Annotated in this window: 22 protein-coding genes; 8 read left to right on the top strand and 14 right to left on the bottom strand. The window is 61.4% G+C overall.

Features of this window, described 5'->3' with window-relative positions; genetic code table 11:
• Positions 1 to 369: 369 nt before the first annotated feature.
• Complete coding sequence (locus U1A53_RS19930; RefSeq protein ID WP_322283613.1) at positions 370 to 1218, bottom strand: acetylxylan esterase; 849 nt, start codon at positions 1216 to 1218, stop codon at positions 370 to 372.
• Positions 1215 to 1649: a hypothetical protein gene (locus U1A53_RS19925; protein WP_322283612.1), complete on the bottom strand. Its 435-nt coding sequence runs from the start codon at positions 1647 to 1649 to the stop codon at positions 1215 to 1217. Before U1A53_RS19925 ends, U1A53_RS19930 begins: the two co-directional genes overlap by 4 nt.
• A gap of 151 nt (positions 1650 to 1800) precedes the next feature.
• Between U1A53_RS19925 and U1A53_RS19920 the strand changes: the two genes are divergently transcribed.
• Complete coding sequence (locus tag U1A53_RS19920) at positions 1801 to 2808, top strand: phosphodiester glycosidase family protein (protein WP_322283611.1); 1008 nt, start codon at positions 1801 to 1803, stop codon at positions 2806 to 2808.
• A gap of 7 nt (positions 2809 to 2815) precedes the next feature.
• Here U1A53_RS19920 and U1A53_RS19915 read toward each other — a convergent pair whose 3' ends face one another.
• Genes U1A53_RS19915 through U1A53_RS19900 form a run of 4 tightly spaced genes read right to left on the bottom strand, consistent with a single transcriptional unit; the run spans position 2816 to position 7451 of the window.
• Positions 2816 to 6463 carry an FtsK/SpoIIIE domain-containing protein gene (locus U1A53_RS19915; protein WP_322283610.1) on the bottom strand — a complete coding sequence of 1216 codons (3648 nt, stop codon included), beginning with the start codon at positions 6461 to 6463 and terminating at the stop codon, positions 2816 to 2818.
• The gene (locus tag U1A53_RS19910) at positions 6447 to 6647 is read right to left on the bottom strand and encodes a hypothetical protein (protein ID WP_322283609.1); all 201 of its coding nucleotides are present in this window, start codon (positions 6645 to 6647) and stop codon (positions 6447 to 6449) included. Before U1A53_RS19910 ends, U1A53_RS19915 begins: the two co-directional genes overlap by 17 nt.
• A 23-nt stretch (positions 6648 to 6670) precedes the next feature.
• Positions 6671 to 7174: a hypothetical protein gene (locus U1A53_RS19905; protein ID WP_322283608.1), complete on the bottom strand. Its 504-nt coding sequence runs from the start codon at positions 7172 to 7174 to the stop codon at positions 6671 to 6673.
• Positions 7175 to 7178: 4 nt separating this feature from the next.
• Positions 7179 to 7451 carry a WXG100 family type VII secretion target gene (locus U1A53_RS19900; RefSeq protein WP_322283607.1) on the bottom strand — a complete coding sequence of 91 codons (273 nt, stop codon included), beginning with the start codon at positions 7449 to 7451 and terminating at the stop codon, positions 7179 to 7181.
• Positions 7452 to 7699: 248 nt separating this feature from the next.
• Between U1A53_RS19900 and U1A53_RS19895 the strand changes: the two genes are divergently transcribed.
• Entirely contained in the window at positions 7700 to 8017 is a 318-nt protein-coding gene (locus U1A53_RS19895; RefSeq protein ID WP_322283606.1) for a hypothetical protein, read from the top strand.
• Between the two features lie 114 nt (positions 8018 to 8131).
• Here the strand turns inward: U1A53_RS19895 and U1A53_RS19890 are convergent, their stop codons facing one another.
• The 3 genes from U1A53_RS19890 to U1A53_RS19880 form a co-directional block, all read right to left on the bottom strand.
• Positions 8132 to 10819: a PSD1 and planctomycete cytochrome C domain-containing protein gene (locus U1A53_RS19890; RefSeq protein WP_322283605.1), complete on the bottom strand. Its 2688-nt coding sequence runs from the start codon at positions 10817 to 10819 to the stop codon at positions 8132 to 8134.
• A 23-nt stretch (positions 10820 to 10842) separates the two neighbouring features.
• Positions 10843 to 12216: an aspartate aminotransferase family protein gene (locus tag U1A53_RS19885; RefSeq protein WP_322283604.1), complete on the bottom strand. Its 1374-nt coding sequence runs from the start codon at positions 12214 to 12216 to the stop codon at positions 10843 to 10845.
• A 70-nt stretch (positions 12217 to 12286) separates the two neighbouring features.
• On the bottom strand, positions 12287 to 12706 hold the full coding sequence (locus tag U1A53_RS19880; protein ID WP_322283603.1) for a c-type cytochrome domain-containing protein: 420 nt from the start codon (positions 12704 to 12706) through the stop codon (positions 12287 to 12289).
• Between the two features lie 101 nt (positions 12707 to 12807).
• On the opposite strand from U1A53_RS19880, the gene U1A53_RS19875 reads away from it, so the two are divergent.
• Both U1A53_RS19875 and U1A53_RS19870 read left to right on the top strand, forming a co-directional pair.
• Entirely contained in the window at positions 12808 to 13437 is a 630-nt protein-coding gene (locus tag U1A53_RS19875) for an AAA family ATPase (RefSeq protein WP_322283602.1), read from the top strand.
• 33 nt (positions 13438 to 13470) lie between these two features.
• Positions 13471 to 14724, top strand: a complete 1254-nt coding sequence (locus U1A53_RS19870; protein ID WP_322283601.1) for a competence/damage-inducible protein A — start codon at positions 13471 to 13473, stop codon at positions 14722 to 14724.
• 3 nt (positions 14725 to 14727) lie between these two features.
• Here U1A53_RS19870 and U1A53_RS19865 read toward each other — a convergent pair whose 3' ends face one another.
• From U1A53_RS19865 to U1A53_RS19855, 3 genes are read right to left on the bottom strand one after another with little or no spacing between them, the layout of a single operon-like run.
• A complete protein-coding gene (locus tag U1A53_RS19865; protein ID WP_322283600.1) occupies positions 14728 to 15738 on the bottom strand; it encodes a spermidine/putrescine ABC transporter substrate-binding protein in 1011 nt (336 codons plus the stop codon).
• Positions 15735 to 16346: a DUF6580 family putative transport protein gene (locus U1A53_RS19860; protein ID WP_322283599.1), complete on the bottom strand. Its 612-nt coding sequence runs from the start codon at positions 16344 to 16346 to the stop codon at positions 15735 to 15737. The genes U1A53_RS19865 and U1A53_RS19860 overlap by 4 nt, the downstream gene beginning before the upstream one ends.
• 53 nt (positions 16347 to 16399) lie before the next feature.
• Positions 16400 to 16648 (bottom strand): glutaredoxin family protein, encoded by a 249-nt coding sequence (locus tag U1A53_RS19855; protein ID WP_322283598.1) that lies wholly within the window; start codon positions 16646 to 16648, stop codon positions 16400 to 16402.
• Between the two features lie 449 nt (positions 16649 to 17097).
• On the opposite strand from U1A53_RS19855, the gene U1A53_RS19850 reads away from it, so the two are divergent.
• The 3 genes from U1A53_RS19850 (at position 17098) to U1A53_RS19840 (ending at position 19639) form a co-directional block, all read left to right on the top strand.
• Positions 17098 to 17727, top strand: a complete 630-nt coding sequence (locus U1A53_RS19850; protein WP_322283597.1) for a hypothetical protein — start codon at positions 17098 to 17100, stop codon at positions 17725 to 17727.
• Positions 17728 to 17869: 142 nt separating this feature from the next.
• Positions 17870 to 18724: a TIGR00730 family Rossman fold protein gene (locus tag U1A53_RS19845; protein WP_322283596.1), complete on the top strand. Its 855-nt coding sequence runs from the start codon at positions 17870 to 17872 to the stop codon at positions 18722 to 18724.
• 21 nt (positions 18725 to 18745) lie between these two features.
• Positions 18746 to 19639, top strand: coding sequence for an alpha/beta hydrolase (locus tag U1A53_RS19840; protein WP_322283595.1), 894 nt, complete (start codon positions 18746 to 18748; stop codon positions 19637 to 19639).
• On the opposite strand, the gene U1A53_RS19835 is transcribed toward U1A53_RS19840, so the two are convergent.
• Together U1A53_RS19835 and moeB are read right to left on the bottom strand one after the other, a co-directional pair.
• On the bottom strand, positions 19622 to 19810 hold the full coding sequence (locus tag U1A53_RS19835) for a hypothetical protein (RefSeq protein ID WP_322283594.1): 189 nt from the start codon (positions 19808 to 19810) through the stop codon (positions 19622 to 19624). The two genes, U1A53_RS19840 and U1A53_RS19835, sit on opposite strands and share 18 nt — an antisense overlap.
• Complete coding sequence (gene moeB / locus U1A53_RS19830; RefSeq protein WP_322283593.1) at positions 19810 to 20955, bottom strand: molybdopterin-synthase adenylyltransferase MoeB; 1146 nt, start codon at positions 20953 to 20955, stop codon at positions 19810 to 19812. The genes U1A53_RS19835 and moeB overlap by 1 nt, the downstream gene beginning before the upstream one ends.
• A gap of 82 nt (positions 20956 to 21037) precedes the next feature.
• Between moeB and U1A53_RS19825 the strand changes: the two genes are divergently transcribed.
• Positions 21038 to 21316 (top strand): hypothetical protein, encoded by a 279-nt coding sequence (locus U1A53_RS19825; RefSeq protein WP_322283592.1) that lies wholly within the window; start codon positions 21038 to 21040, stop codon positions 21314 to 21316.
• Positions 21317 to 21393: the final 77 nt, after the last annotated feature.

Here is a 21393-nt window from a genome sequence, read left to right as displayed (position 1 = left end):
TGGACGAAAGGAGCCGCGTGTGTGCAAAGACCGGCAGAACAAATACACTTTCATGACCAAACCTCGTCACCTCTACACCCTTCAAGATGACCTTGCCCATGCATCCTAAAATGTGCTTAATTCAGTGCCATTCAGGTCAGGAGTCGATAGTTGACAGAGATGGCTGAACGAGCCTTTGAAGTTCTCAAATCGCCAAGAATCCAAGCAGCCGGGTTTCCGACTTGGCAACCAGCGTGTGTGGCAGCCTCGGCACCGTGTTGAACACATTGCGGCAGCGAAGATGGAACGGCTGGCTGTGCCTCCTGGGCAGCGCCTCGCCCTGCGGCTGGCGGTTGGCCCATCGAACGGATCGCCTGAGGCGATGAGACGTCACTTCATCGCCCGCACATGCTTCAAGGCCGCGTCCTGCATGAACTTGGAGGCGGCGGGGGTGTTGGTGTGGCCGGCGAGGATGTCGGTGTGGAGGGCCTTGGACATCGTGAGGGCGTTGTAGGCGGCATAGACGCTGGTGGGCGGGCAGGTGGTGTCGATGAAGCCGACGGTGACAGCGGCACCCTGGCATTTCGCGCGGGCGGCGAAGTTGACGTTGTCAAAGTAGCGCGAGGCCTGCAGCGCGGCGGCGTTGGGTTTGCCCTCGGCATCGTTGGGCACGATCTTCGGCCAGCCGCTGACGCGGTTCGCCTGGCTGCCGGTGTGATCGCAGCCGGCGGGCACGCCGGCGCAGATGAAGGAGACGCGCGCGTCGAGCCCCGCCGCGGCGAAGGCCTGGAAGCCGCCCTGGCTGCTGCCATAGACGATGAGGGTCTTGCCATCCCACTCCGGCTGCGCGGTGAGGAAGTCGATGGCGCGGACGAGGCGCAGGAACATGCCTTTGAAGTAGCACTGCTCGCGGTCCTGATTGCCGATCTGCGGATAGCCCTTGAGCTCGCCGGCGGTGAGCGCGTCGTAGAACGCCTTCGGCTTGCCGTTGGGAATGCCGTGCGCGTTGATGTCGAGCGCGAGCATGCCGCCCTCGTTCGCCGCCCAGGAGGTGCTGCCGAGAGTGGCGCTGCGCACGCCCGCGCCGTGCACGTGCAGGATGGCCGGCAGGGATTTCGCTTTGGCCTTCTGCGGTTTGCCGAAGTATCCGCTCACCGGTTTGCCGAGGCAGTCGATCTGCACATCGAAGGCTTCCACGCCCTTCACGGCGGCTTGCACCGGTGTCAGCGTCGATTTCATCGGCACCTTGGCCAGCTCGGCTTTCTGCGCGGTCCAGAGGCATCAAAATCCTCCGGGACGGGCAGGCTGGGCTTGAGCTGCAACGGATCGTAGCCCGCGCCTGCCATCGCGGAGGCCTTGCCGCTCGTGGTGCGCAGCAGCAGGAAGCCGGGCTCATCGAGCTTGCCGACGAGCGTGGCCTTGCCGTCCCGCACGTTCAGCGTCTGCGGCGGCTGAGGCTGCACGCCGTCCTTGGAAAACACGCACACCACCTTGCCCTCGGCGAGCGGTTTGCCGTCCTGCAGCGCCTCGATGGTGAAGGTGGCGGTCTCGCCGACGTGGTAGAGCGCGTCCACGTGATCGGTGCTGGCCTTCAGCGTGAGCACCGGGGCGGGCGTCTGGCCGTGCAGACTGAACGCGGCGAGCAGTAACAAGGTGGGGAGCAGTTTCATGACGGAGGGCAACGAGGGCGGGACAACGGATTTGTCCAAGGCTTATCCGCAGGCTGGCGTGGAACACGGACTCTCTCTGTCCCCTTCCCCGCATCTGAATGACATCGCTCTTGATCGCGCCGGAGTTGTTCTCCATGCTGAGTTCACTCCCATGTCAAAAAAACGCGGATGCCTGAAGCTGCTTCTGCTGCTCGTCCTTGCCGGCGCGCTGCTGACCTGGCTCGTGGGCGAGTGCTTTTTCAACCTGAACAGTAATCTCGTGGCCGTGAGCGTGCGCGACTCGAAACAGACGCTGCACATTCTCTCCAAACGCGGCACCTGGAAGCCCGCCACCGGCCTCACCACGGCCGATCTGGACGCCGCGCTCATCGAGCGCCATCAGGAAACCGGCATGCGCTGGGCCACGCTGAAGGTGCGGCGTGAGGGCGGCCTCGCGGCGGACGTGGCGCAGCGCGTCTTCGGCGCGGAGGTGCATGTCGTCACGCTTTCGCCCGAGCGCTTCGACTTCCTCACCACCTTCCAGCCGAAGTTTGCCCTCACCACGGCGAGCGAGCGCATGGCGGAGGAAAACCTGTGGTTCTCCATCACTGGAAACTTTCGCGATCCGAAAGGACGCCCCATGGGCTGGGTCTATCACGAAGGCAGGCAGGTGAACGTGCCCTTCGGCGAGTGGAGCGGCTGCTTCTTTGTCAAAGACGGCCGCCCGTGGTTCGGCCCGAAGTCGCTGCTCAACGAGGTGCCGGGGCTGATTCAGGAAGGATCGCAGGTGTACCCCTCCGTGATGAAGAACCACACCATCTTCTCCTACGTCGAGCTACAGCCGGATGAATTTTTCGACGGCACCAAGATCAGCTACCGCGCCCTCGGCGGCATGCGCAAGGACGGCACCATCGTCTTCGTCCTCTCCGGCGACGGCGGTGTGATGAACGTCAGCGAAGTCACCGAGATCGCCCGCAAGCTCGATGTGCAGCACGCCACCCTGCTGGATGGCGGCCGCGCTTTGCAATATTCCATCCGCACCGACGACGGCCCCTGGCACTTCACCGCCTTCAACACCCTCCTGCCCTTCACCCACAAGTTTCTTGAGCGCCAGCGCTCCCCAGTCTTCATCGGCGCACGGAGAAAAGCTCCGGTGATCGTGGGTGGTGGCAGCGAATGAAGCGGGATCAAAGCGAAAGCACCCGCGTGGCATCCTCCACCCATCCGGCATCCGGCAGAGCGAACGGCCTGAACGTCTCCAACCGCGATTCGTGCTCGCTGTAGAACAAAGCGCGATGCAGACCGAGCGTGCTGGCCTTCGGCGAGTCAATCAGGCTGGCGGAATCATTCGCGCTCATCTGGAAGAGCACGCGCATGCCCAGCTCGCTGACGGCCTTGCGGCTGAGACAGCGGTTGATGTTGTTGAGCGTGTCGAGGCTGGTGATGAGGTGGATGCCCAGTGGCGGGCCTTCGGCAATGATGTCGTTCAATTGGTTGCCAGGTTTCGGCGCGTCGTCGCCGCCAAAGGAGAAATCCTCCTCGTGACGGAGTTTGCGGAACTTTTGCAGGCCGTGGATGAGCAGGAAGATGGGCGGAGCGCCCGCGCTGCCTTCGTCGCTGCGGCGTTTCATCTCCGCATGGATTTCGGCGATGAACTCGGGCGCTTCGTGGCCCTGGCTGATCTTGGCGCGATCGTGCGCGATGCCTTCGAGGAATTCGCAGTCCGGCGTGCCGGGGAGAGCGCTGTGGATGAGGTAGAACTGCGGTGCCTGCCCGTGTGGATGCTGTGCTGTGAGCGCGAGCATGCCCAACCCCATGATGGCAGCGATGGCCTCGTCGTTCTGGCCGACGAGCAGCAGATGACGGCCGCTCTGACGCGGGAAAAGCGCTTCAGTGGGGCCTTTAATGGCATTTGGCAGGCCGAGCCAGCACTTGGGATCAGCGGGAACTTTGAGCGGAGGATTGGCAAGCGTGGTGGCGAGCAGCGCGTTGTCTCGCACATCGGCGGGCATGTTGCCCTCGAAGACGATGGGGCGTTTTGTGCCGAAGCCGCGCTGAAGCGCGAGTTGCGCGACTTTGACGAGGTTCGCATCCCGTTCCTCGTCGGTGAGCCAGACGACCTGGAAGGGGCTGTTCCCCTCGACGGCACCAGCGGCGTCGTTGTAGATGCCTTCGCCCGGACGTGAGAGCAACCGCGGCGCGGTGTTGCTGTCGTCCATGATGAGCGCGGCGTCGGCCTCGTTGCACTGAAGCGCGATGCGGATGACCATCTGGCCGAGCGTGGTGCGTGCGAGCGTGTACGCGCCGCCGAGTGTCTGCGAACCGAGGAAGACATGGATGCCAAAGGCACGACCCTGACGGACGATGCGGTCCAGCAGCAACGCGGCTCCCTGCGCCACGGCATCGTCCTCGACAAAGAACTCCTGAAACTCGTCAATGATGAGCATGCTGCGCGGCATCGGTTCCGTGCCACCGGCACGCTTGTAACCGGCCAGATCCTGCGAGCCGATCTTGCGATACAATTCACCACGACGCTTCAGCTCCTCGTCGATGCGTTGCAGCACGCTGAGCGCAAATTCACGGTCGCTCTCGATGGCGATGACCTTGGCATGCGGCAACTTCGCGTCGGCGTAGCACTTGAACTCAACGCCTTTCTTGAAGTCGATGAGATAGAACTCGACCTCATCCGGGCTGCACGTGAGCGCGAGATTGGTGATGATGATGTGCAGCAGCGTGGATTTGCCGGAGCCGGTCTTGCCCGCGAGCAGCGCGTGCTGCTTCGTGCCTTTGCCAATGGCAAGGTATTGCAGCTTCGTGGCACCCGTGCGGCCGATGGCGATGCGCAGCTCGTTGGTGGTGCTCTCAGACCACATTTCATCTGGTGCGACGACACTGAACGGCACCTGCACGCGATTCGAGTCGATGCTGGCCTGGCCGATCTGGTGCGCCAGCTCGGCGGCGATGGCATCCGGCGGCGCAGGATCGAGCGCGAGCGTGGTGATGCCACCGAAGGTAACAACGCCCTTCTCCCGCACGAGGCGCAGGCAGTTCTTGCGCAGATCCTCCGCCACGAGTCCCTCCGGCAGCGGCTGACGGCGGTCCCAGTGAATGAGCACAAACACGCCGCAGCGCGCGCCGCTCATCACGATGCTCTTCAAACGTGCCATCGCCGTTTCGCTGAACGCGGCGGGCAGTCCTGCGATGACGAGGAAATGATATTTCTCCGCCACGCTGCCTGCCTGCTCGTTGTACTCGGTGATCGTCGCGTATTCATTGCGCAGATACATCTGGATGACCTTCTCGACGTGCTCGTTGAGCTCGGCGAGGCGCTCCTCGATGTGATCGCGCTGCGTCCAGATACGGCGATTGATGAGCGCGGGCTCGTAATCGGCCAGATGCATCAAACCGGCGAAGTTTTGCCCTAGACCGACCGGGTCGATGATCGTGAAAGCGGCCTTCCCCGGTGGCGCGAAGCTCAGAAGGCGGAAGACGATGCCATTCATCACATCGGCCACCCATTTGCCGCCATCGTCATCGGTTTCGATGAGCAACGAACCTTCCTGCGGAAACGCGAGCGCGAGTGGCAGCGCGATATGCTCATGACTGGCGAGACTGAGTGGCGTGTCCTTGGCAAACAGCGCCGCAGGAGCGCTTAAATCGAGATTGAGCTGCCCGAAACGACTGGCATGGGGGAACACGGCGCGCGGCTGATAATCCGTGCTCCACGGCACGAAGTGGGAGGCGGTGTGGCAACTGATCTCATCCACTTGTGCCAGCAGGGGCGGCATCTTTTGATTCCATTCGGCCAGAAGATCGTTCCAGCGTTTTGCAGCAGCCGAATCCATCGCTGCCATCGCGGCGGCATGCTGATCCATGATCTGCTGGCGCTGCTGCGCGGCAGGACCACTTACCTCCGTCAGACTGGCGGCTTTTTGGGCCTCAAAACGCTGAAGACTGAGGGCGAGGAGCCGTTCATTGCGCGCCAGGCAGGCGGGAATCTGCGTGGCCAGCCGCTTGAGCATCGCCGCGCGGTATTTCTCACCCACCTCCTCGGCGCGGCTCCATTCAGCGGTGACTTGCGAGTCGGTGGCCTCGTACTCGGCCTGAAGGCGGGCCGCTTCAGTTTCCCGCGCGATGTTCAACTCCTCCACGCAGGCCTCGTAATCGGACACTGCCTGGGTCAATTGCCGCAGATCCACGCTGGGCTTGGAAAACATCTTGAACAGTCCGGTGCTTTTGCCCGAGCCAAGTTGATCCTCCAAACTCTGCGCCTGTGCCTCGATGGCCTCGACCCGGGCGGGAATGTCCGCCAGCGTGAGCCCACCCTCGGCGTGTGGCGTGCCCTTGCGATTGAGACGCTCCCCCGAGCTCTTCAAAACAGCCAGCAGGCGGTCTTTCGCGGCATTGAGACGTTCGAGCAGCGCGTTGACGACATGATCCGCCTCCTGAAGGCCGCGTTTGCGCAGGGAATCTGCCTGCAAGCGGCGCATCTGCTGCTTGCCGAGCCAGCGCTCGCGCTCCTTCTGCGTCATGGCAGGGAGGTCGCGCTTGATGCGGTCCTGATAGCGTTTGAAGGCGGTGGCGCGCGCCGCATGCCGCGCGTGGATGGACTGCGCGTATTCATCCCACCGTGCCGCGGTCTCGCCGAAAGCCGAGCTGTTCTCCGCGTCGAAGGTTTCGAGCTGCTGGAGATGATTCTGCTCCGCCGTGTAACGCCGGGCACGAATCTCGCGGGAGATCTGCTCGCTGCGCTGTGCGAAATCGCCGATGGCGGCGCGCAGCGAGGTATGCAGGGCAAGGATGCGCGAAGCGCGGAGGTCAAGGGAGCTGTTCACAGTCTTTGCGGATCTTTTTGAGCAGGATTTCGAGGTCATTCAAAACGGCGCCCGTCTTGCTGATGAGACCGGGCAGTGGTTCCAGGTAGCGTTTTTCAAACTCGAGCGCCTTGGCATCGCGCCAATGCACCTTGGTGGCGTGCCAGTGCTCGGAAAGTTCGCGGGCGTTTTGGATCAGGTTCATGACGAGTTCGCTGTTCTTGGTTCTCAGTTCGCGGTTTCTGAACTTACCGCCGGGGCGGGAGCTCCGTTGTAGGCTTCAATGATCTTTTGCAGCTCAACGAGGTGAGCGACGGCAAGGACGAGATCGCTGTCGATAAAATCACGCAGGGAATCGAGCTTGCGCGAGAGCGGATCAACGGTGCGGTCGTAATCGCGCGCCCACAGCTTGGTGCGGTCCATTTTGGCCTGGGCCTCCTCCAATGCGGCGCGGGCCTTGCGCACGGCCATCTGCTGCGCGGCGGGCGTCTCCACAAACTCGGACATGCGCGCGCTCATCAGCTCCGCATTGGCCTGGTCGAGCCGCTTCTGCCGTGCCCTGATCTGCGAAGCCCAAAAGGCAGGCTGCTCCGTCTGCAGCCACGCGCGCGTTTTTTTCACCGCATCCTGCGCCGTGTCGAGCGCCTGGCGTGTCTTGCTGATGAACACGATGAGCGCGGAGCGGAAGGCCTCGATGGCGTCGAGATTGGAGATGCGGGCTTGGTCGGCCATGATTTCAACGCTGGTTCAGGTAGTCCTCGATGCGTTGGGCTTTGCGGAGCAGGAAGGGCGTGTGCTGCTCGGACATCTCCATGAATTTCTTGATGGCCTTCATGGTGGTGACGAACTCCGTGGCGAATTTCTCATGCTCCGCATCCTGCCAGGTCTCGCCGAGGGAGGAAAAGCGACTTTGCAGCGCGGAGGCACGCTGCTGCATGTCCGTGTTGAAGCGTTTCAGTTCCTGCGCAAAGCGCCGGACCTCCTCGGGATTCATGATTGCCTGGGCCATGCGGCAATGATGAATGACGAATGGCGAATGACGAATGATTTTCTGGGGGACAGACGGGAACACCGACTTGACCTTCGGCGATTCTTTCGGTTGAATCAGCGCATTCATCCCAAGTCCATTCCCTTCGTGGGTGCAGGCTTGTCACCTCAACCCATCCCCGAAAAACCAAAAAAAGCTGTGGGCGTATCCGATTCGCCCACAATTTAGTGTGGCTAAACAACGTTCGGCGTTTCCTCGCGTCTCATAATATGAAAGTGCAGCGGATATTGCTCAGCATCGCAGGTGGCATCTTGCTGCTGGCGCTATTCGTTGCAGTCACTTGGGCACTCTCGATCAACTTTCCCGCGGAAGGAGCCGATACTCCAATCGCACGTCAGGTTGCCGTGACCTATTCGTGGGCCTTTTTTCTCGCGCATTCGTTGAACATTCGTGGCCTTCCACCCCCTGTGCTTTCTGCACTCATTCTTGGAGTCCTGGTGCTCGCTTATTCCGGCATCGTGTTCATCATCTTAACCTGCCTTGGCATTCCCCGCCGGAAGCAGCACCCGACAGACACATCGTCATGAACCCAAACCCCACCGGAATCGCCAAACAAAACGGATGCAGGCAACGGCTCGTATGGCTTCTGTCGTGTCATCGACGCCTCCCGCTCGCCGTCGCCTGATCCGAAGCGTTGTCCCTCAATCCACATACAGCAGCGCATTCGAGCTCAACAGCGCATGGCAGAGGGCGGTGAGGCCGAGAAAGGCGGGATCGCCGGGTGTTTTCAAAGGCGCGCCGAGCTGGACCTCAAGCGGGGTGGGATTGGCCTTGTAGAACTCGGTCTGCGCCTGCACGAACTCGACACCCTGCTGCACGTCGGATTCGGAGGGGGCTTTCCCATGCACGAGTTTCCAGGCGAGGCGGATTTGATCGGGCAGTTCTTTGCCGCCCTCGGTCTGCACGCGCTGAGAGAACTGCTGGGCATGCACACGCATGATTGAGCTGTTCATGAGCAGCAGGCTCTGCGGGCTGACGGTGGTGACGGAGCGTACATCGCAGCTTGGCTCCATGATCGGCGCATCAAAGGTGGCGAACATCTCCAACTGGCGCGAGCGGCGAGCCTGCACGTAGATGCTGCGGCGGAATTCATCGCCATTGAGCGGGATGACTTTGCCCGAAGGACGACCGGCGGTGTCGGTGGTGTCGATGCCGATGACCACCTGCCCTTCCTCGTTGAACATGACAGGAACGGGAGCGCCGCCGACTTTCGGATTCAATTTGCCACCCACGGCGAGCAGCGTGTCGCGGAGGATTTCCGCCTCCAGGCGACGCACGTTCATGCGACTGAGCAAGGCGTTGTCGGGATCAATGCGGTCACGCGTGGCGTCACGCGTCGAAGCCTGCCGGTAGGTGCGCGAGGTCATGATCTGGCGATGAAGCTGCTTCAAGCTCCAGCCGTTGCGCATGAACTCCGTCGCCAGCCAGTCGAGCAGCTCGGGATGCGTGGGCATGCTGCCGAGCTGGCCGAAATCGCCGGGGCTGGCGACGATACCCTTGCCGAAATGATGCATCCACACGCGGTTCACCATCACGCGGGCCAGCAGCGGGTGCTTGCCATCGGTCAACGCATTGGCGAGAGCGAGGCGGCGGCCGGTGGTGGGCAGCGCCGGATCTTTTTCCGGCAGTTCGATCTTCCGGTGAGAGGCGAGCACTGTCAGATCACTGGGGCCGACTTTTTCCTTCGGCTGATCATGCTGGCCGCGGTTGAAGATGAACGTGGCAGGCACCAGTTCCGGCTTCTTCGGCACTTCGGCGAAAGCATGGAGAAATTCCTCCTTCGGCTTCGTGTCACGCACCGCCGTCGCTTCCTCGGTCATCTTCTTGAGCGTGGCGGCGTGCTTGGTCTTGTTGGTCGTGTCGTAGAGATACAGAGAACCGGCGCTGAGCTGGTTCACACGCGGCCAGGCTTTGAGCAGCTTCGTCTGATCGGCCGTGCGTTTTTTCACCTCGGTGCGATAAGCGGTGCGCAGGGCGTCACGATCTTGCTCAGGGGCCTTCGCCAGTTCCTTTTCCAAAACCTCGGTGATGAACTCCTCCGTCTTCGCCAGCCGTGCGACATCGATTTTTTTGGCCTCGGCCTCGATCTTGGCGGCCTCGACGGCCTGCGCATCCGTGAGCAGCGAAACGAGCCGGTTGGCGGGATTGCGCCACGCTTTCGTGTCAAAGCCAGGCTCAAACACGGCCCGCAGCCGGTAGTAATCCGCCTGTGAGATTGGATCATAACGATGATCGTGGCACTGGGCGCAGCCGATGGTCAGGCCATAGAGAGAGGTGCCGACCATCTTGATCGTGTCGGCGATGTTCGCGTTCTGCGTCTCAGGATCATTCTTCTCCGCCGTGCCATTCGGCGACATGCGCAGGAAGCCAGTGGCGGTGAGCATTTCAATCGAGTCCGCCGAGAGTTTATCGAAGGGCTTCGGCATCATCTCATCGCCCGCAAGCTGCTCGCGCACGAACTGATCGAAGGGCTTGTCCTTGTTGAGCGCGTTGATGACGTAGTCGCGATACTTCCATGCCCATTTGCGCTCCAGATCCTTCTCGCCAAATCCTTCACTGTCCGCATAACCGGCGGCATCCAGCCAGTGGCGACCCCAGCGTTCGCCGTAGTGCGGACTGGCAAGAAGGCGATCGATCAGATTCTCGATGCTGGAGGCTGGATTCTTGATGTAAGCGGCGACAAAGGCATCGACTTCAGCAGGAGCGGGCGGCAGGCCGATCAAATCAAAGCTCGCACGACGGATGAACGTGACGGGATCGGCTTCAGGCGAGAACGAGAGTCCTTTTTCCGTGAACTTGGCGGCAATGAAGGCGTCGATGGAACTAAGCGAAGAGCCAAGGGCAGAGGGCAGAGAGTCAGAACCCCTTTGCCCTTCGCTCTTTGCTCTTTGCGGCGGTTTGACCGCCTGAAGCGGCTGCAACGACCACCACGCCCGTTCCTCATCCGTGAAAGCATGCTCAGGCCCGAGCTTTTCCGGCTCGGGGCGTGCGGTCTTGGCTCCTTGCGCGACCCAGGCTTCGAGCGTGGCAATGTCACGATCCTTGAGCTTCGCTTTGTCCTTCGGCATCTCGCCTGCCTTCACGAGTTCGATGAGATGACTCGTCTCCGCATTGCCGGGAACGACAGCGGGTCCACTTTTGCCGCCTTTGAGGATGAATCGCGCCAACCGCACATCGAGACCACTCTTCGTCACCCCTTCCTCGCCGTGGCACTGAAAACAGTGCGCCTTCAGGATCGGGCGCACGTCCTTTTCAAAGGTCAGCGGTGCGGCTGCGGCTGGAAAGGCCGCGACAAGCAACAGTGAGAGATGACGACGTGTGTGACGCATGAAACACATACGGCGTATGGGGCTTATCTTTCTCGAATGGCATCATCCACCGCCGTGTCTAGCACATCGCACGCTTCTTCGAGGGCCTCTTTCGTGACAGTCAGCGGCGGGCAGATTTTGACGGTCTGGCCCCAGGCACCGACGGGGGCAAAGAGCAGCAGGCCTCGCTGGTAGCACAGCTCGATGATGCGATGCGCCAGATCGTGATCCGGGTCTTTGGTGCCAGGTTTGATGGTCTGCATTCCAGCGACGAGACCGGTGCCGGTGACGTTGCCGAAGACTTTCGGATGGCGGGCCTGGATGGCTTTGCAGCGAGCATACAGGATGGGGCCGAGACGGGCGGCATTGCCGGTGAGGTCTTCGTCGAGCAGTTTGCGGATGTTGGCGACGACAGCGGCGCAGCAGATGGGATTGCCGGTGTGCGTGCTGGTCATGCTGCCGGGCGGGAACTGGTCCATGATGTGCTCGCGGCCAAGCACCGCCGAGATCGGCATGCCGCTGCTGATGCCTTTGCCGCAGCAGATGATGTCGGGCGAGACACCATAGTGCTCGAAGGCCCAGAACTTGCCGGTGCGGCCAAAACCGGCCTGCACTTCGTCAAAGGTGAGCACGACATTATGTGCATCGCACCAGGCGCGGAGTTTCTGCACGTACTCGACCGGCGCGAAGTCAGGGCCGACGCCCTGATAGCTCTCGATGATGACCCCGGCGATGTTGTCGGCGGTGAGGCCGCGATCGGCGATGGTTTTGAGGAAAGTGTCGAAGCTCGTGTCCGTCGTCCAATAACCATCGGGGAACGGCGCGTTGATGATGGCCGGATCTTCATTGACAATCCACGCCTTCTGCCCCGCCATGCCGCCCGCCTGCTGGCTGGCGAGCGTGCGGCCATGGAAGCCACGCGTGAAGCCGACAATACCGATCTTCGCTTTGCCACCGACCTTGATGCCATGCGCGCGGCTCAATTTGATCGCGCACTCCGTGGCCTCGCTGCCGGTGCTGAGCAGGAAGACCTTCTTCAAACCTTCCGGCGCAACCGAGGCGAGCAGTTCGACGGCTTCGGCGCGTTCCTCGCTGGGGAAGACGTAGTTGTGAATGAGGCCGCTGTTGATCTGGTCGATCATCGCTTTGCAAATCTCCGGCGCGGCGTGGCCGGCATTGGTCACGAGCACGCCGCTGCTCCAGTCGAGCCACTGGTTGCCGTATTTGTCGAAGATGTAGATGTCCTGCGCCTTGTCCCAAACGATGGGCGGCATGCCGCGCATGGACTGCGGTTCAAAGTGCCGCAGCTTCTCCAACGTGGCGACGGAGTCAGGATGCGGCAGCGGCGTGCAGATGCGGCGATGTTTCGTTTCGACGTGCGGAACCGTCTGTGGTGTGATGCTGAATTCTTTGCCCATGCAACGATGATGCACGCGCTGGAATCACGCTGCTACGCGCTTTGCGGCGAGTCGCGGTATTTTTGTGCGCTCACGGATTCTCGCGGCTCTTTTGCGCACGAAGTGTTCCACTTTCTCCTTCGGGCCAATACGCGCCGTCTTCGATCCATTCACGCAGCATGCCGATCTGATCCTCGGTGAGGCTGACTTCGGTGCGGGGCATCATTTTGGGATGAGTGCCGCCGCGTTGCACGGCGCTGATAAGCAAACTGCAATCGGGGTCGCCGGGCAGGATGTAGTCGCGTCCGCTGGCGCTGCGTGTGAAGGCGGCGGTTTTGCTTGAGAGATTGAGCGAGGGCGGCGGCAGGGTTCCGTTGTGGCAGGCGACGCAGTGCTGCTGGAGCACAGGTTTGACCTGAGTGAGGAAGTATTGCTCGCGCCCGCCCTTGCTGGCAGGAACCAGCGAGCAGGCGGTGACGACGAAGAGCGCAGGAAGGAAGCGAATGATCATGGGCCAAGCATAACGACGTGATGAAAACAGGCTATGCCGAGTTTGTGCAAAGTTGGGCCACCGCTTGACGCGGGGTAAGGCGTGTGGCGAGTATCTCCCTGATGAAACGCAAACACCCCACTCATCGGAATGGCCACTGCCGCATCGTTTTGACCGGGGGCCCCGGTGGCGGCAAGACCACGGCGGCCGATTTGTTCCGCCGCGAGATCGGCGAGAAAGTCGTGCTGGTGCCGGAGGCGGCCACGATGGTCTTCAGCGGTGGGTTTCCGCGCTCCTCCGAGCCACAGGCCATCCATGCGGCGCAGCGTGCCATCTACGAGGTGCAGCGCAATCTGGAGGACGTGCAGGCCGCGCTGTACCCTGATCGCGTGCTGCTCTGTGACCGTGGCACGGTGGACGGCGCGGCCTACTGGCCGGGCGAGCCGCACCATTTTTTCGCTGAGATGGGCAGCACGCTGGAGTACGAGCTGGCACGCTATGACGCGGTTATATTTTTTGAGAGTGCCGCGGTCGGCGGCATGGACATCGAAGGTGGCAATCCCATCCGCAACGAGTCGATGGAAAAGGCTGTGGAACTCGATAGCAAACTCCGCAGGCTGTGGTCGCGGCATCCAAAATTCATGCTGGTGCCACACAACGTGTCGTTCTTCAAAAAGATCTCCTTTGGTCTGGCTGTGCTGGACGGGATCGTTTCGGAGATGAGTTGCAAGCCGAAGCGAAAGAAGCGTTGATCGAAATGCCTCCATGCGCGTAAAGAAACGCGCATGAAAGTCGAACTCGTCAACACCGGCACGGAACTCCTCCTCGGAGACACCATCAACACCAACGCAGCCTGGATTGGCCAGCGGCTGGCGGCGCTGGGGATTCAGGTGACGCGGCAGACGATCGTACCGGACGGCGCGGTGATTCGCGTGGCGATCGCGGAGGCGGCGCAGCGTTCGGATGTGGTGCTCGTCTCCGGCGGCCTAGGACCCACCAATGATGACCTCACACGTGAATCGACCGCCGAGTTGCTGAGTCTGGAGATGGAACTGAATGACGGCGTGATGCAGCATCTGAACGAGTACTTTGCTAAACGCAGCAAACCAGTGAGTGAGGCGACGAAACGACAGGCGATGGTGCCGCGTGGTGCCGTCGTGATGCCGAATCTGTTTGGCACGGCCCCAGGATTGTATTTCCCGGCGGAACTGGGTGCGCCACTGGGCTGGAACACACACATCTTCCTACTGCCGGGGCCGCCGCGTGAGCTGAAGCCGATGGTGGAGAATGAAGTCGAGACACGCCTGCGCGAATGGCTGCCGGATGGCGGCTCGCGGCGTGTGCTGTATCTCAAAATCACCGGAGTGGGCGAATCGGACATCGTCGAGGCAGTCGAAAAGCAGTTGGAGGCGATCACGGGGCTCGATCTCGGCTACTGCATTCGCAATGGCGATGTGGATGTACGTCTGGCCGGGTCGCAATCGGCGGTGGATGAGGCAGCAGTCATCGTGCGGGCCGCCTTGGGTGATTGCATTGTCTCTGAGGACCGGCGGATTATTGAAGAAGTGATCGTGCAACTGCTCACGGAGCGCGGTGAATGGCTTGCCACCGCAGAATCCTGCACCGGCGGCACGATTGCGAGCCGTGTCACCGATGTGAGCGGCTCTTCGCGCGTGTTTGGCCACGGCTGGGTGACGTATGCGAATGAGGCGAAGCAACAACACCTCGGCGTGCCGGCGGAGTTGATCGAAACGCACGGAGCGGTGAGCGAAGAAGTGGCGTGTGCCATGGCGGAAGGCGCGTTGAAAAAAAGCGGAGCGGATCATGCCATCTCCGTGACCGGCATCGCCGGACCGACGGGCGGCACACCGGAAAAGCCGGTGGGCACGGTGTGGATCGCGCTAGCATCCAGGAATGCCGAGACCTGGGCACAGAAGCGCTTTTCTCCCGGTGCGCGGGATCGTTTCAAATTACTGACTTCGCAAGCAGCGCTGGAGATGCTGCGGCGGCGATTGATGGGGGTCGCACTACGTGCGTGACAGCTAGCGCGCGGCTTTGACGACATCCCACACCTTGGTGTATTTCGCGAGATCGGGTCCGAGATCTTCAATGACCTCGCTTTTCGCCTTCACGTCCTCGGGAATGCGGATGGCGGGGTTTTGCAGGAACTCAGGGCTGACTTTTTTCAGCGCTTCGAGGTTGGGGCAGAGATAGCCCATCCACTCCATGTTTTCGGCGGCCACGGCGGGATCGAGGAGGTGATTGATCAGAGCATGGGCGAGAGCGGACTGTTTGGCGCCTTTCGGAATGACCATTTCATCGCAACTGATGGTGACGCCTTCGCGTGGGATGAGGATGTCCACTTTGGGGTTCTCGCTCTGCACCTGGAACAGATCGCCGCTGTAGCCATGAACGAGGAGAAATTCGGCGGAGTCGATGCCGGCCTTGTAACCTTCGTTGTCGAAGCGGGCGATGTTTTTCTTCCAGCGGATGAGCACGTCACGTGCGGCGGCGAGCTGGGCCTCATCGCGCGTGTTGATGCTATGGCCGAGAAATTTGAGCGCCGCGCCGATGCTTTCGCGCATGTCATCGAGCAACGTGACTCGTCCGGCTAGTGCTGCGCGATCGAAGAGCGCCCATGAGGCTTCTGCGTCCTTGAGCTTGTCCTTGCGCACAGCAACGACCGCATAGCCGAGCGTGTAGGGCACGCTGTGCTGCATGGCTTTGTCCGGCAGCCTGGCAAGCAGGGAGGGATCGATGTGTTTGAGGTTCGGCAGCAGGGTGTGGTCGAGATCCTGCAGCATGCCCTGAGCATGCATGACCTGAATCATGTAGGCGGTGGGAACGATGATGTCGTAGCCTGAAGCCCCCGCCTTGAGCTTTGCATACATGCCTTCGTTCGAGTCGAAGGTGTCGATGACCACCTTGCAGACGTGCTGTTTTTCGAACTGCTTCACCACGTCGGGGCTGATGTAATCGGCCCAGGTGTAAAGATGCAGCGTTTCAGCACGGGCGCCCGCCGCCAGCAGTGCAAGGAGCAAAAACTTCTTCATACAGCGGCGGCGCGAAGGAACGGAATGGCCTGCCGGCGGCGCAAGGACGCCTCGGTGTTGTAGGCGGCCAGCAGCAGGCAGGAGAAGACGAGGTCACTGATGAGCGACTGGCGCAGGAACCAGGTCGTGGGCGGCAGGCCGGGCGTGCCGGTGGTCAGCGCCTGGAGCCAGCCAGCGAGGGATTTCGCGTAAACGGGATCGGCCATCCAGGAAACGGTGTTGGTGATTATGAAGAAGGCCAGCGAGCAGCCCACAACGCTCAGCAGACTGGAAACCAGACCCATCTGACCGCGAGAGCGAGCCGCCAGCCACGCGGCGAGACCAAAGCAGCCGTACACCGCCACCGCCTCCCAATGCATCACGTCTTTGATCCCCGTGGCACTGATGCCGATGACCACCAGCAGAAGCGGGATGAGCAGGAAGGAAACGCGCTTGGGGAAAACCAGCGTGCCGGTGAAAGCCAGAGCCATCCAAGGACTGAAGTTTTCCAGGAAGTCGATGGTCACGAGCCCTTTCAGCTTCGCGAAACGAAAGGCTGAGGCGGCAAGCACCAGAAGAAGCGGCAGCAGGAAGGCTTTGGTGATGCGATGTGGGTCAGATGTGGTCATGCGGGAAAGGGGAAGATGAAATAGAAACGAGGAAACAGTGAACGATTATAGCGTCAAACAGCGACGCCTTTTTTGCGCAGGAAGGGGACTAGTTCATCGACGCCGAAATCGGCGAGGACTTCACCGTCCCAGTCCATGGTGGGCGCTTTGCTCTGGCCGCTGAGGTCGATCATGGCCTGCATGGCGTCGCGATTGCCGCTGACGGTGATTTTTTCATAGGCGATGCGGCGGGCGTCGAGGTATTCGAGAACCTCCTCGCACCACGGGCAGCCGGTTTTGACATAGAGGACGGGTTTGATCATGCACGCATGATGCCGCGAAGGCTGCTGAGGGCAAGCAGCGCGTCCGGGATTCGCGGTTGACCACCCCCCTGCGCTGTTTAGAATTCGTCCGCTGTTTTCAGAGCGATTCATCCAGCGCTCCGAAGCCCGTCCCTTACAACGCGAAATCCCGATGCGCCATCTTCGACCCCAGACTGCGCTGAAGGAGCCGTTCCAGCGGACGGAACGCCCGAAAGTGACCCCCTGCGTGCTGCAAGCGCCCGCTGGTGTGCCTTTTGAGCCGGCAGGGCCACTGTGGCCCGGCTTTGAAAACAGCAGCAGCCCGTGGTGGTGCTGTGGCAGACCGCCAGTGCGGTCCGCCGCGTGCCGCGGACCCGTGGAAGAGGCAAGCCGCCCGTTCCCGCCCGCCGCCCACTCCAGCACCCCGGCCCTGCCCAAACACGCAACCCACCCCTACGCTAACGCAACCCATGTCCGACTATCCCAATCGCAACGGCAACGGCAACGGCAACAATCGCCGCAATCGCAACCGCAACCGCCCCCGTGGCCCACGCCCGGAAGGCCCTCGTCCCACCCGTGAAGGTGGCCGTGAAGGCCGCAACGCCGCTCCTTCCGGTTTTCAGAAATTCCTGAGCATCATCAGCTTTGGCCTGCTCGGCAAATCCAAGCCCAAGAGCCGCCCCCAGGCAGACCGCAGCGGCAGTTCCGCCCCACGCTCCACCAACGACGCTCCTCGCCCGCAGCGTGAACCGCGTCCGCGCCGTGAAGCTCCCGCTCCGGTGAATCCGGCGGACATCACCACCGACCGCCTCTACGTCGGCAACCTGTCGTATGATGCGACCGAAAGCGACCTCTTCGAGCTGTTCAACGGTGTCGGCAACGTGCGCAACGCCGAGGTCGTGGTCAACAGCCGCACCCAGCGCTCCAAGGGCTTCGCCTTTGTGACCATGGGCAGCGTCGAAGAAGCACGCCGTGCCGTCCAGGAACTCAGCGGCAAGGATTTCATGGGCCGTCCGCTGCAACTCAGCGGTGCGAAGCCCAACACCCGCGGCGACGACTCCGACTCGCAATCCGAGGAAGAACCCGCCCAAGCTTCCTGATTCACGCAGGATTTTTGAATCACCACGCCCACAGGTTCGCTCCCGAGCCTGCGGGCTTTTTCATGCAGATGCCCGCTTGCAGAAATCGGCTCCCGCAGTGAACAAAAGCTAATCTGCCGCATTCCAAGTTATCCAACCCACCATGCCTGCTCCCACTCTCCTTGACCGGGAACCCGAATCCGGAACTGCGATGACCAGCGCCCCCGTCACTCCCGTCACCCATGTCTCGCCGGCGGAAATTCGCGCGGATGAGCAATTCTGCAGCAAACTCGAAGATCGCGCGTTGCTCAGTGGCCCCAACCGACGCCTGCGCGATCTGCAACTGCTCTGGAGCGTGGCAAAGGACTTCATGCGCGGCTTCCGAGCACTGCATTTCGCCGGCCCCTGCATCACCGTGTTCGGTTCCGCCCGTTTCGATGAAAACCACCGCTACTACAAGCTGGCGCGGGACATGGGAGCCGCGATTGCAAAGATGGGCTTCACCGTCATGACCGGTGGCGGCCCGGGCATCATGGAAGCGGCGAATCGTGGCGCAAAAGATGCTGGTGGGCGCAGCATCGGCTGCAACATCCGGCTGCCCTTTGAACAAAGCCACAATCCTTATCTCGACCGCTGGGTGACGATGGAACATTTCTTCGTGCGAAAAACGCTGCTCATCAAATACAGCTACGGCTTCATCATCATGCCCGGCGGCTTCGGCACGATGGACGAGATGTTCGAGGCTCTCACGCTCATCCAGACGAAGAAGCTGAAAAGCTTCCCCATCGTCATCATGGGCAGTGATTTCTGGCCGGAGATGCGCCAGTTCATGGAGCACATGCTCAAAGGAGCCACGATCAGCCCGGAGGACCTCGACTTGATCAAATGGACCGACTCCGTGGACGAGGCGGTGGCTCACCTTCAGGAAAAAGCCGTGAAGCAGTTCGGCCTGCGCCGCGACCGTGTGCCGCAAAGCAGCCCGCTGCTGGGGGAAAAGACGCTTGAAGGAACAGCTTGAAACGCCACACTCCGCGCCCGCATGCCTGAACACACCTTCACCCTCTCGAATGGCCTCAAGCTGGGCTACTCTGAATACGGTGATCCGCGTGGTGAGGTGATGTTCTATTTTCACGGCTGGCCCTCCTCTCATGTGCAGGGATCGCTGTTTGATGAACCGGCGAAAAAGAACCGTATCCGCCTCATCTGCCCCGACCGGCCGGGCATCGGCCTCTCTGATTTCCAAACCGGGCGCACGCTGCTCGACTGGCCGGACACACTGACGCAGCTCGCTGCGCATGTCGGCGCGGACAACTACCATGTGCTCGGCTGGAGCGGCGGCGGGCCCTATGTTCTCATCACCGCCTTGAAACTGCCCAAGCGCCTGCTCTCCGCCTCCATCATCTGCGGAGCGCCACCGCTGAAATTCCTTGGTGATCGCGACATGTTCTGGCTCTACCGGCTCATGATTCAGTTGCGGCGTTGCTTCCCGACGATCCTCGGCACCGTGCTAAGCCTTGGCGGCATGGCCGCCAAAGGATCGCCGAACAAGGCTCCGCTGCGCTGGCTCATGAAGCTGCTCGGTGTGGAAGACCGCCGCGTTCTGCTGCTGCCGGGCATCTACGATGTCGTGCGGGATGCCACCCTGGGTGCTTTGAACCGAGGGCCGCGCAGCGTCATCGCCGACGCGGACATCTACCTCAGCGAGTGGGGCTTCGAGGTCAGCCAGATCAACTTCCCCATTCACTTCTGGCACGGCAAACAGGACCGCAACATCGCCTGGACCTACACGGATCGCATCGCCTCCCTGATTCCTGAAGCCACCACCGAGTGGTCAGACATCGACGGCCACTACTCGATGCCGATCACTCATGCCGAGAGGATTTTGACAACAGCGCTGCGAAAAGAGACGTCCGTATCACTGCCCGGGCAATAGAATCGGGATGCCTTCATCAATGATGAAGATGCGGGAACCATCCTGCGTTGCCAAAGCCGATGTGACATTGTTTTTTGCGCACTCATCCGCCGTGGCACGCCGTAGAGGCTGATGCGTGTCCGGGCAGCGCATCAGCGGGAGGAAGTCTTCGAGCCAGGAATCGTCGTGCATCAGTATTCAGCCATTGTCGGGTCAATCTCACGCGCCCACGCAATGATGCCGCCGGAGATGTTCCAGACGTCGTCGAAGCCGAGTTCGCGCAATTTGCTGACAGCACGGGCACTGCGTCCGCCACTTTTGCAGTGGACGAGGATGCGCCTGCCACGCGGAAGCTCGGCAGTACGGTTTTCGAGCTCACCAAGGGGGATCAAGGTGGCACCATCGATGCGGCTGATGGCCAGCTCGTGCGGTTCGCGCACGTCGAGGAGGAAATGGTTGTCTCCGGCATCGCGGAGTTCTTTGAGTTCGTGAACGGTCATGGCGGGAACATCGGAGGCAGTCGTGGGCTCTTTGGAAAGGCCGCAGAAGCCTTCGTAGTCGATGGGTTGGGTGATGGTGGGTTTGTCACCGCAGACAGGGCAGTCGGGATCGCGGCGCAGGGTGAGCGTGCGGAAGCGCATGCTAAGCGTATCGACGTGCAGCAGCTTCCCGAGCAATGGCTGGCCGATGCCGGTGATGATTTTGATGGCCTCCAAGGCCTGCATCGTGCCGATGAGGCCGGGCAGCACACCAAGAACACCACCTTCAGCACAAGACGGCACCAAACCGGGCGGCGGCGGTTGCGGGCACATGCAGCGGTAGCACGGTGCGCCGAGATGAGGCGCAAAGACGCCCACCTGGCCGTCGAAGCGCAGGATGCTGCCATACACGTTCGGTTTGCGCAGCCAGACGGCCACGTCGTTGCTGAGGTAGCGCGTGGGGAAATTGTCCGTGCCATCAATGATCACGTCGTAGTCCGCCGCGATGCGCATGGCGTTGGACGCAGTGAACAGCTCCGGGTAAACCTGCACGTCGAGGTGCGGATTGATGTCGAGCAGGCGCTCGCGGGCAGCGTCGAGCTTTTTGCGACCGATGTCTTTCTGCCCGAAGAGAATCTGGCGCTGCAAATTGGTGATCTCGACCACATCAGGATCAACCAGCCCCAGTCCGCCGACACCCGCCGCCGCGAGATACATCGTGATCGGCGATCCCAGCCCCCCTGCCCCGATGCAGAGCACCCGCGCGGCCTTCAGCTTGCGCTGCCCCTCAATCCCGAATTCGGGAATCGCAAGGTGCCGTGCATAGCGGCGCAGTTCGTCGGGGGTGAGATCGGACATGGGAGGGCACGATGGCATGGAGCGGCGCGGGTGCAACGATTCCAGCGGTTGCGGGCGAGAATGCGCCGTCTAAACTTACCCCATGCCTGATTGGACACCCCCAACCCAAGTCAATCTGGTCGATCTCGGCTTCATGGACTCGCGTTCAAAGCTTATCGACCTCGCCGCCTTCCTCGACCGTGTGCAACGCGCCGGGCAAGAAGGCGATTTCCGCGTCCAGGCGCTGAAAAACGCCATCGCGTTGCTCTCTCAAGATAAACCGCAGCGTGCGAAGGAAGTGCTCCTCAGTTTCAGCGATCCGAGCACCGAACCGATTGCCAAAGCCACGATGCAAGGGGCCATCGGGGCGTTTAAAGGATAGCCGTTTACGGTGGTTTGCAGTCGTTGACAGTAGTTGACGATGGTTTGCCCAAGCCTCTGATGTTCCAACAACCACCG

The organism is Prosthecobacter sp. (assembly GCF_034366625.1).
Classification (GTDB): Bacteria; Verrucomicrobiota; Verrucomicrobiia; order Verrucomicrobiales; family Verrucomicrobiaceae; genus Prosthecobacter.
Note: the sequence above shows the minus strand (reverse complement) of the source record. Positions and strands in the feature narration are given on the sequence as shown.

What these genes read in the sequence shown, in the direction of transcription:
- U1A53_RS19865 (WP_322283600.1), bottom strand. Translation starts at nt 15,738, where the DNA reads ATGAAGAAGTTTTTGCTCCTTGCACTGCTGGCGGCGGGCGCCCGTGCT.
- U1A53_RS19840 (WP_322283595.1), top strand. Translation starts at nt 18,746, where the DNA reads ATGCCTGAACACACCTTCACCCTCTCGAATGGCCTCAAGCTGGGCTAC.
- U1A53_RS19855 (WP_322283598.1), bottom strand. Translation starts at nt 16,648, where the DNA reads ATGATCAAACCCGTCCTCTATGTCAAAACCGGCTGCCCGTGGTGCGAG.
- U1A53_RS19925 (WP_322283612.1), bottom strand. Translation starts at nt 1,649, where the DNA reads ATGAAACTGCTCCCCACCTTGTTACTGCTCGCCGCGTTCAGTCTGCAC.
- U1A53_RS19890 (WP_322283605.1), bottom strand. Translation starts at nt 10,819, where the DNA reads ATGCGTCACACACGTCGTCATCTCTCACTGTTGCTTGTCGCGGCCTTT.
- U1A53_RS19860 (WP_322283599.1), bottom strand. Translation starts at nt 16,346, where the DNA reads ATGACCACATCTGACCCACATCGCATCACCAAAGCCTTCCTGCTGCCG.
- U1A53_RS19875 (WP_322283602.1), top strand. Translation starts at nt 12,808, where the DNA reads ATGAAACGCAAACACCCCACTCATCGGAATGGCCACTGCCGCATCGTT.
- U1A53_RS19880 (WP_322283603.1), bottom strand. Translation starts at nt 12,706, where the DNA reads ATGATCATTCGCTTCCTTCCTGCGCTCTTCGTCGTCACCGCCTGCTCG.
- U1A53_RS19885 (WP_322283604.1), bottom strand. Translation starts at nt 12,216, where the DNA reads ATGGGCAAAGAATTCAGCATCACACCACAGACGGTTCCGCACGTCGAA.
- U1A53_RS19895 (WP_322283606.1), top strand. Translation starts at nt 7,700, where the DNA reads ATGAAAGTGCAGCGGATATTGCTCAGCATCGCAGGTGGCATCTTGCTG.
- U1A53_RS19870 (WP_322283601.1), top strand. Translation starts at nt 13,471, where the DNA reads ATGAAAGTCGAACTCGTCAACACCGGCACGGAACTCCTCCTCGGAGAC.
- U1A53_RS19930 (WP_322283613.1), bottom strand. Translation starts at nt 1,218, where the DNA reads ATGAAATCGACGCTGACACCGGTGCAAGCCGCCGTGAAGGGCGTGGAA.
- U1A53_RS19920 (WP_322283611.1), top strand. Translation starts at nt 1,801, where the DNA reads ATGTCAAAAAAACGCGGATGCCTGAAGCTGCTTCTGCTGCTCGTCCTT.
- U1A53_RS19905 (WP_322283608.1), bottom strand. Translation starts at nt 7,174, where the DNA reads ATGGCCGACCAAGCCCGCATCTCCAATCTCGACGCCATCGAGGCCTTC.
- U1A53_RS19825 (WP_322283592.1), top strand. Translation starts at nt 21,038, where the DNA reads ATGCCTGATTGGACACCCCCAACCCAAGTCAATCTGGTCGATCTCGGC.
- U1A53_RS19910 (WP_322283609.1), bottom strand. Translation starts at nt 6,647, where the DNA reads ATGAACCTGATCCAAAACGCCCGCGAACTTTCCGAGCACTGGCACGCC.
- U1A53_RS19835 (WP_322283594.1), bottom strand. Translation starts at nt 19,810, where the DNA reads ATGCACGACGATTCCTGGCTCGAAGACTTCCTCCCGCTGATGCGCTGC.
- moeB (WP_322283593.1), bottom strand. Translation starts at nt 20,955, where the DNA reads ATGTCCGATCTCACCCCCGACGAACTGCGCCGCTATGCACGGCACCTT.
- U1A53_RS19845 (WP_322283596.1), top strand. Translation starts at nt 17,870, where the DNA reads ATGCCTGCTCCCACTCTCCTTGACCGGGAACCCGAATCCGGAACTGCG.
- U1A53_RS19850 (WP_322283597.1), top strand. Translation starts at nt 17,098, where the DNA reads ATGTCCGACTATCCCAATCGCAACGGCAACGGCAACGGCAACAATCGC.
- U1A53_RS19900 (WP_322283607.1), bottom strand. Translation starts at nt 7,451, where the DNA reads ATGGCCCAGGCAATCATGAATCCCGAGGAGGTCCGGCGCTTTGCGCAG.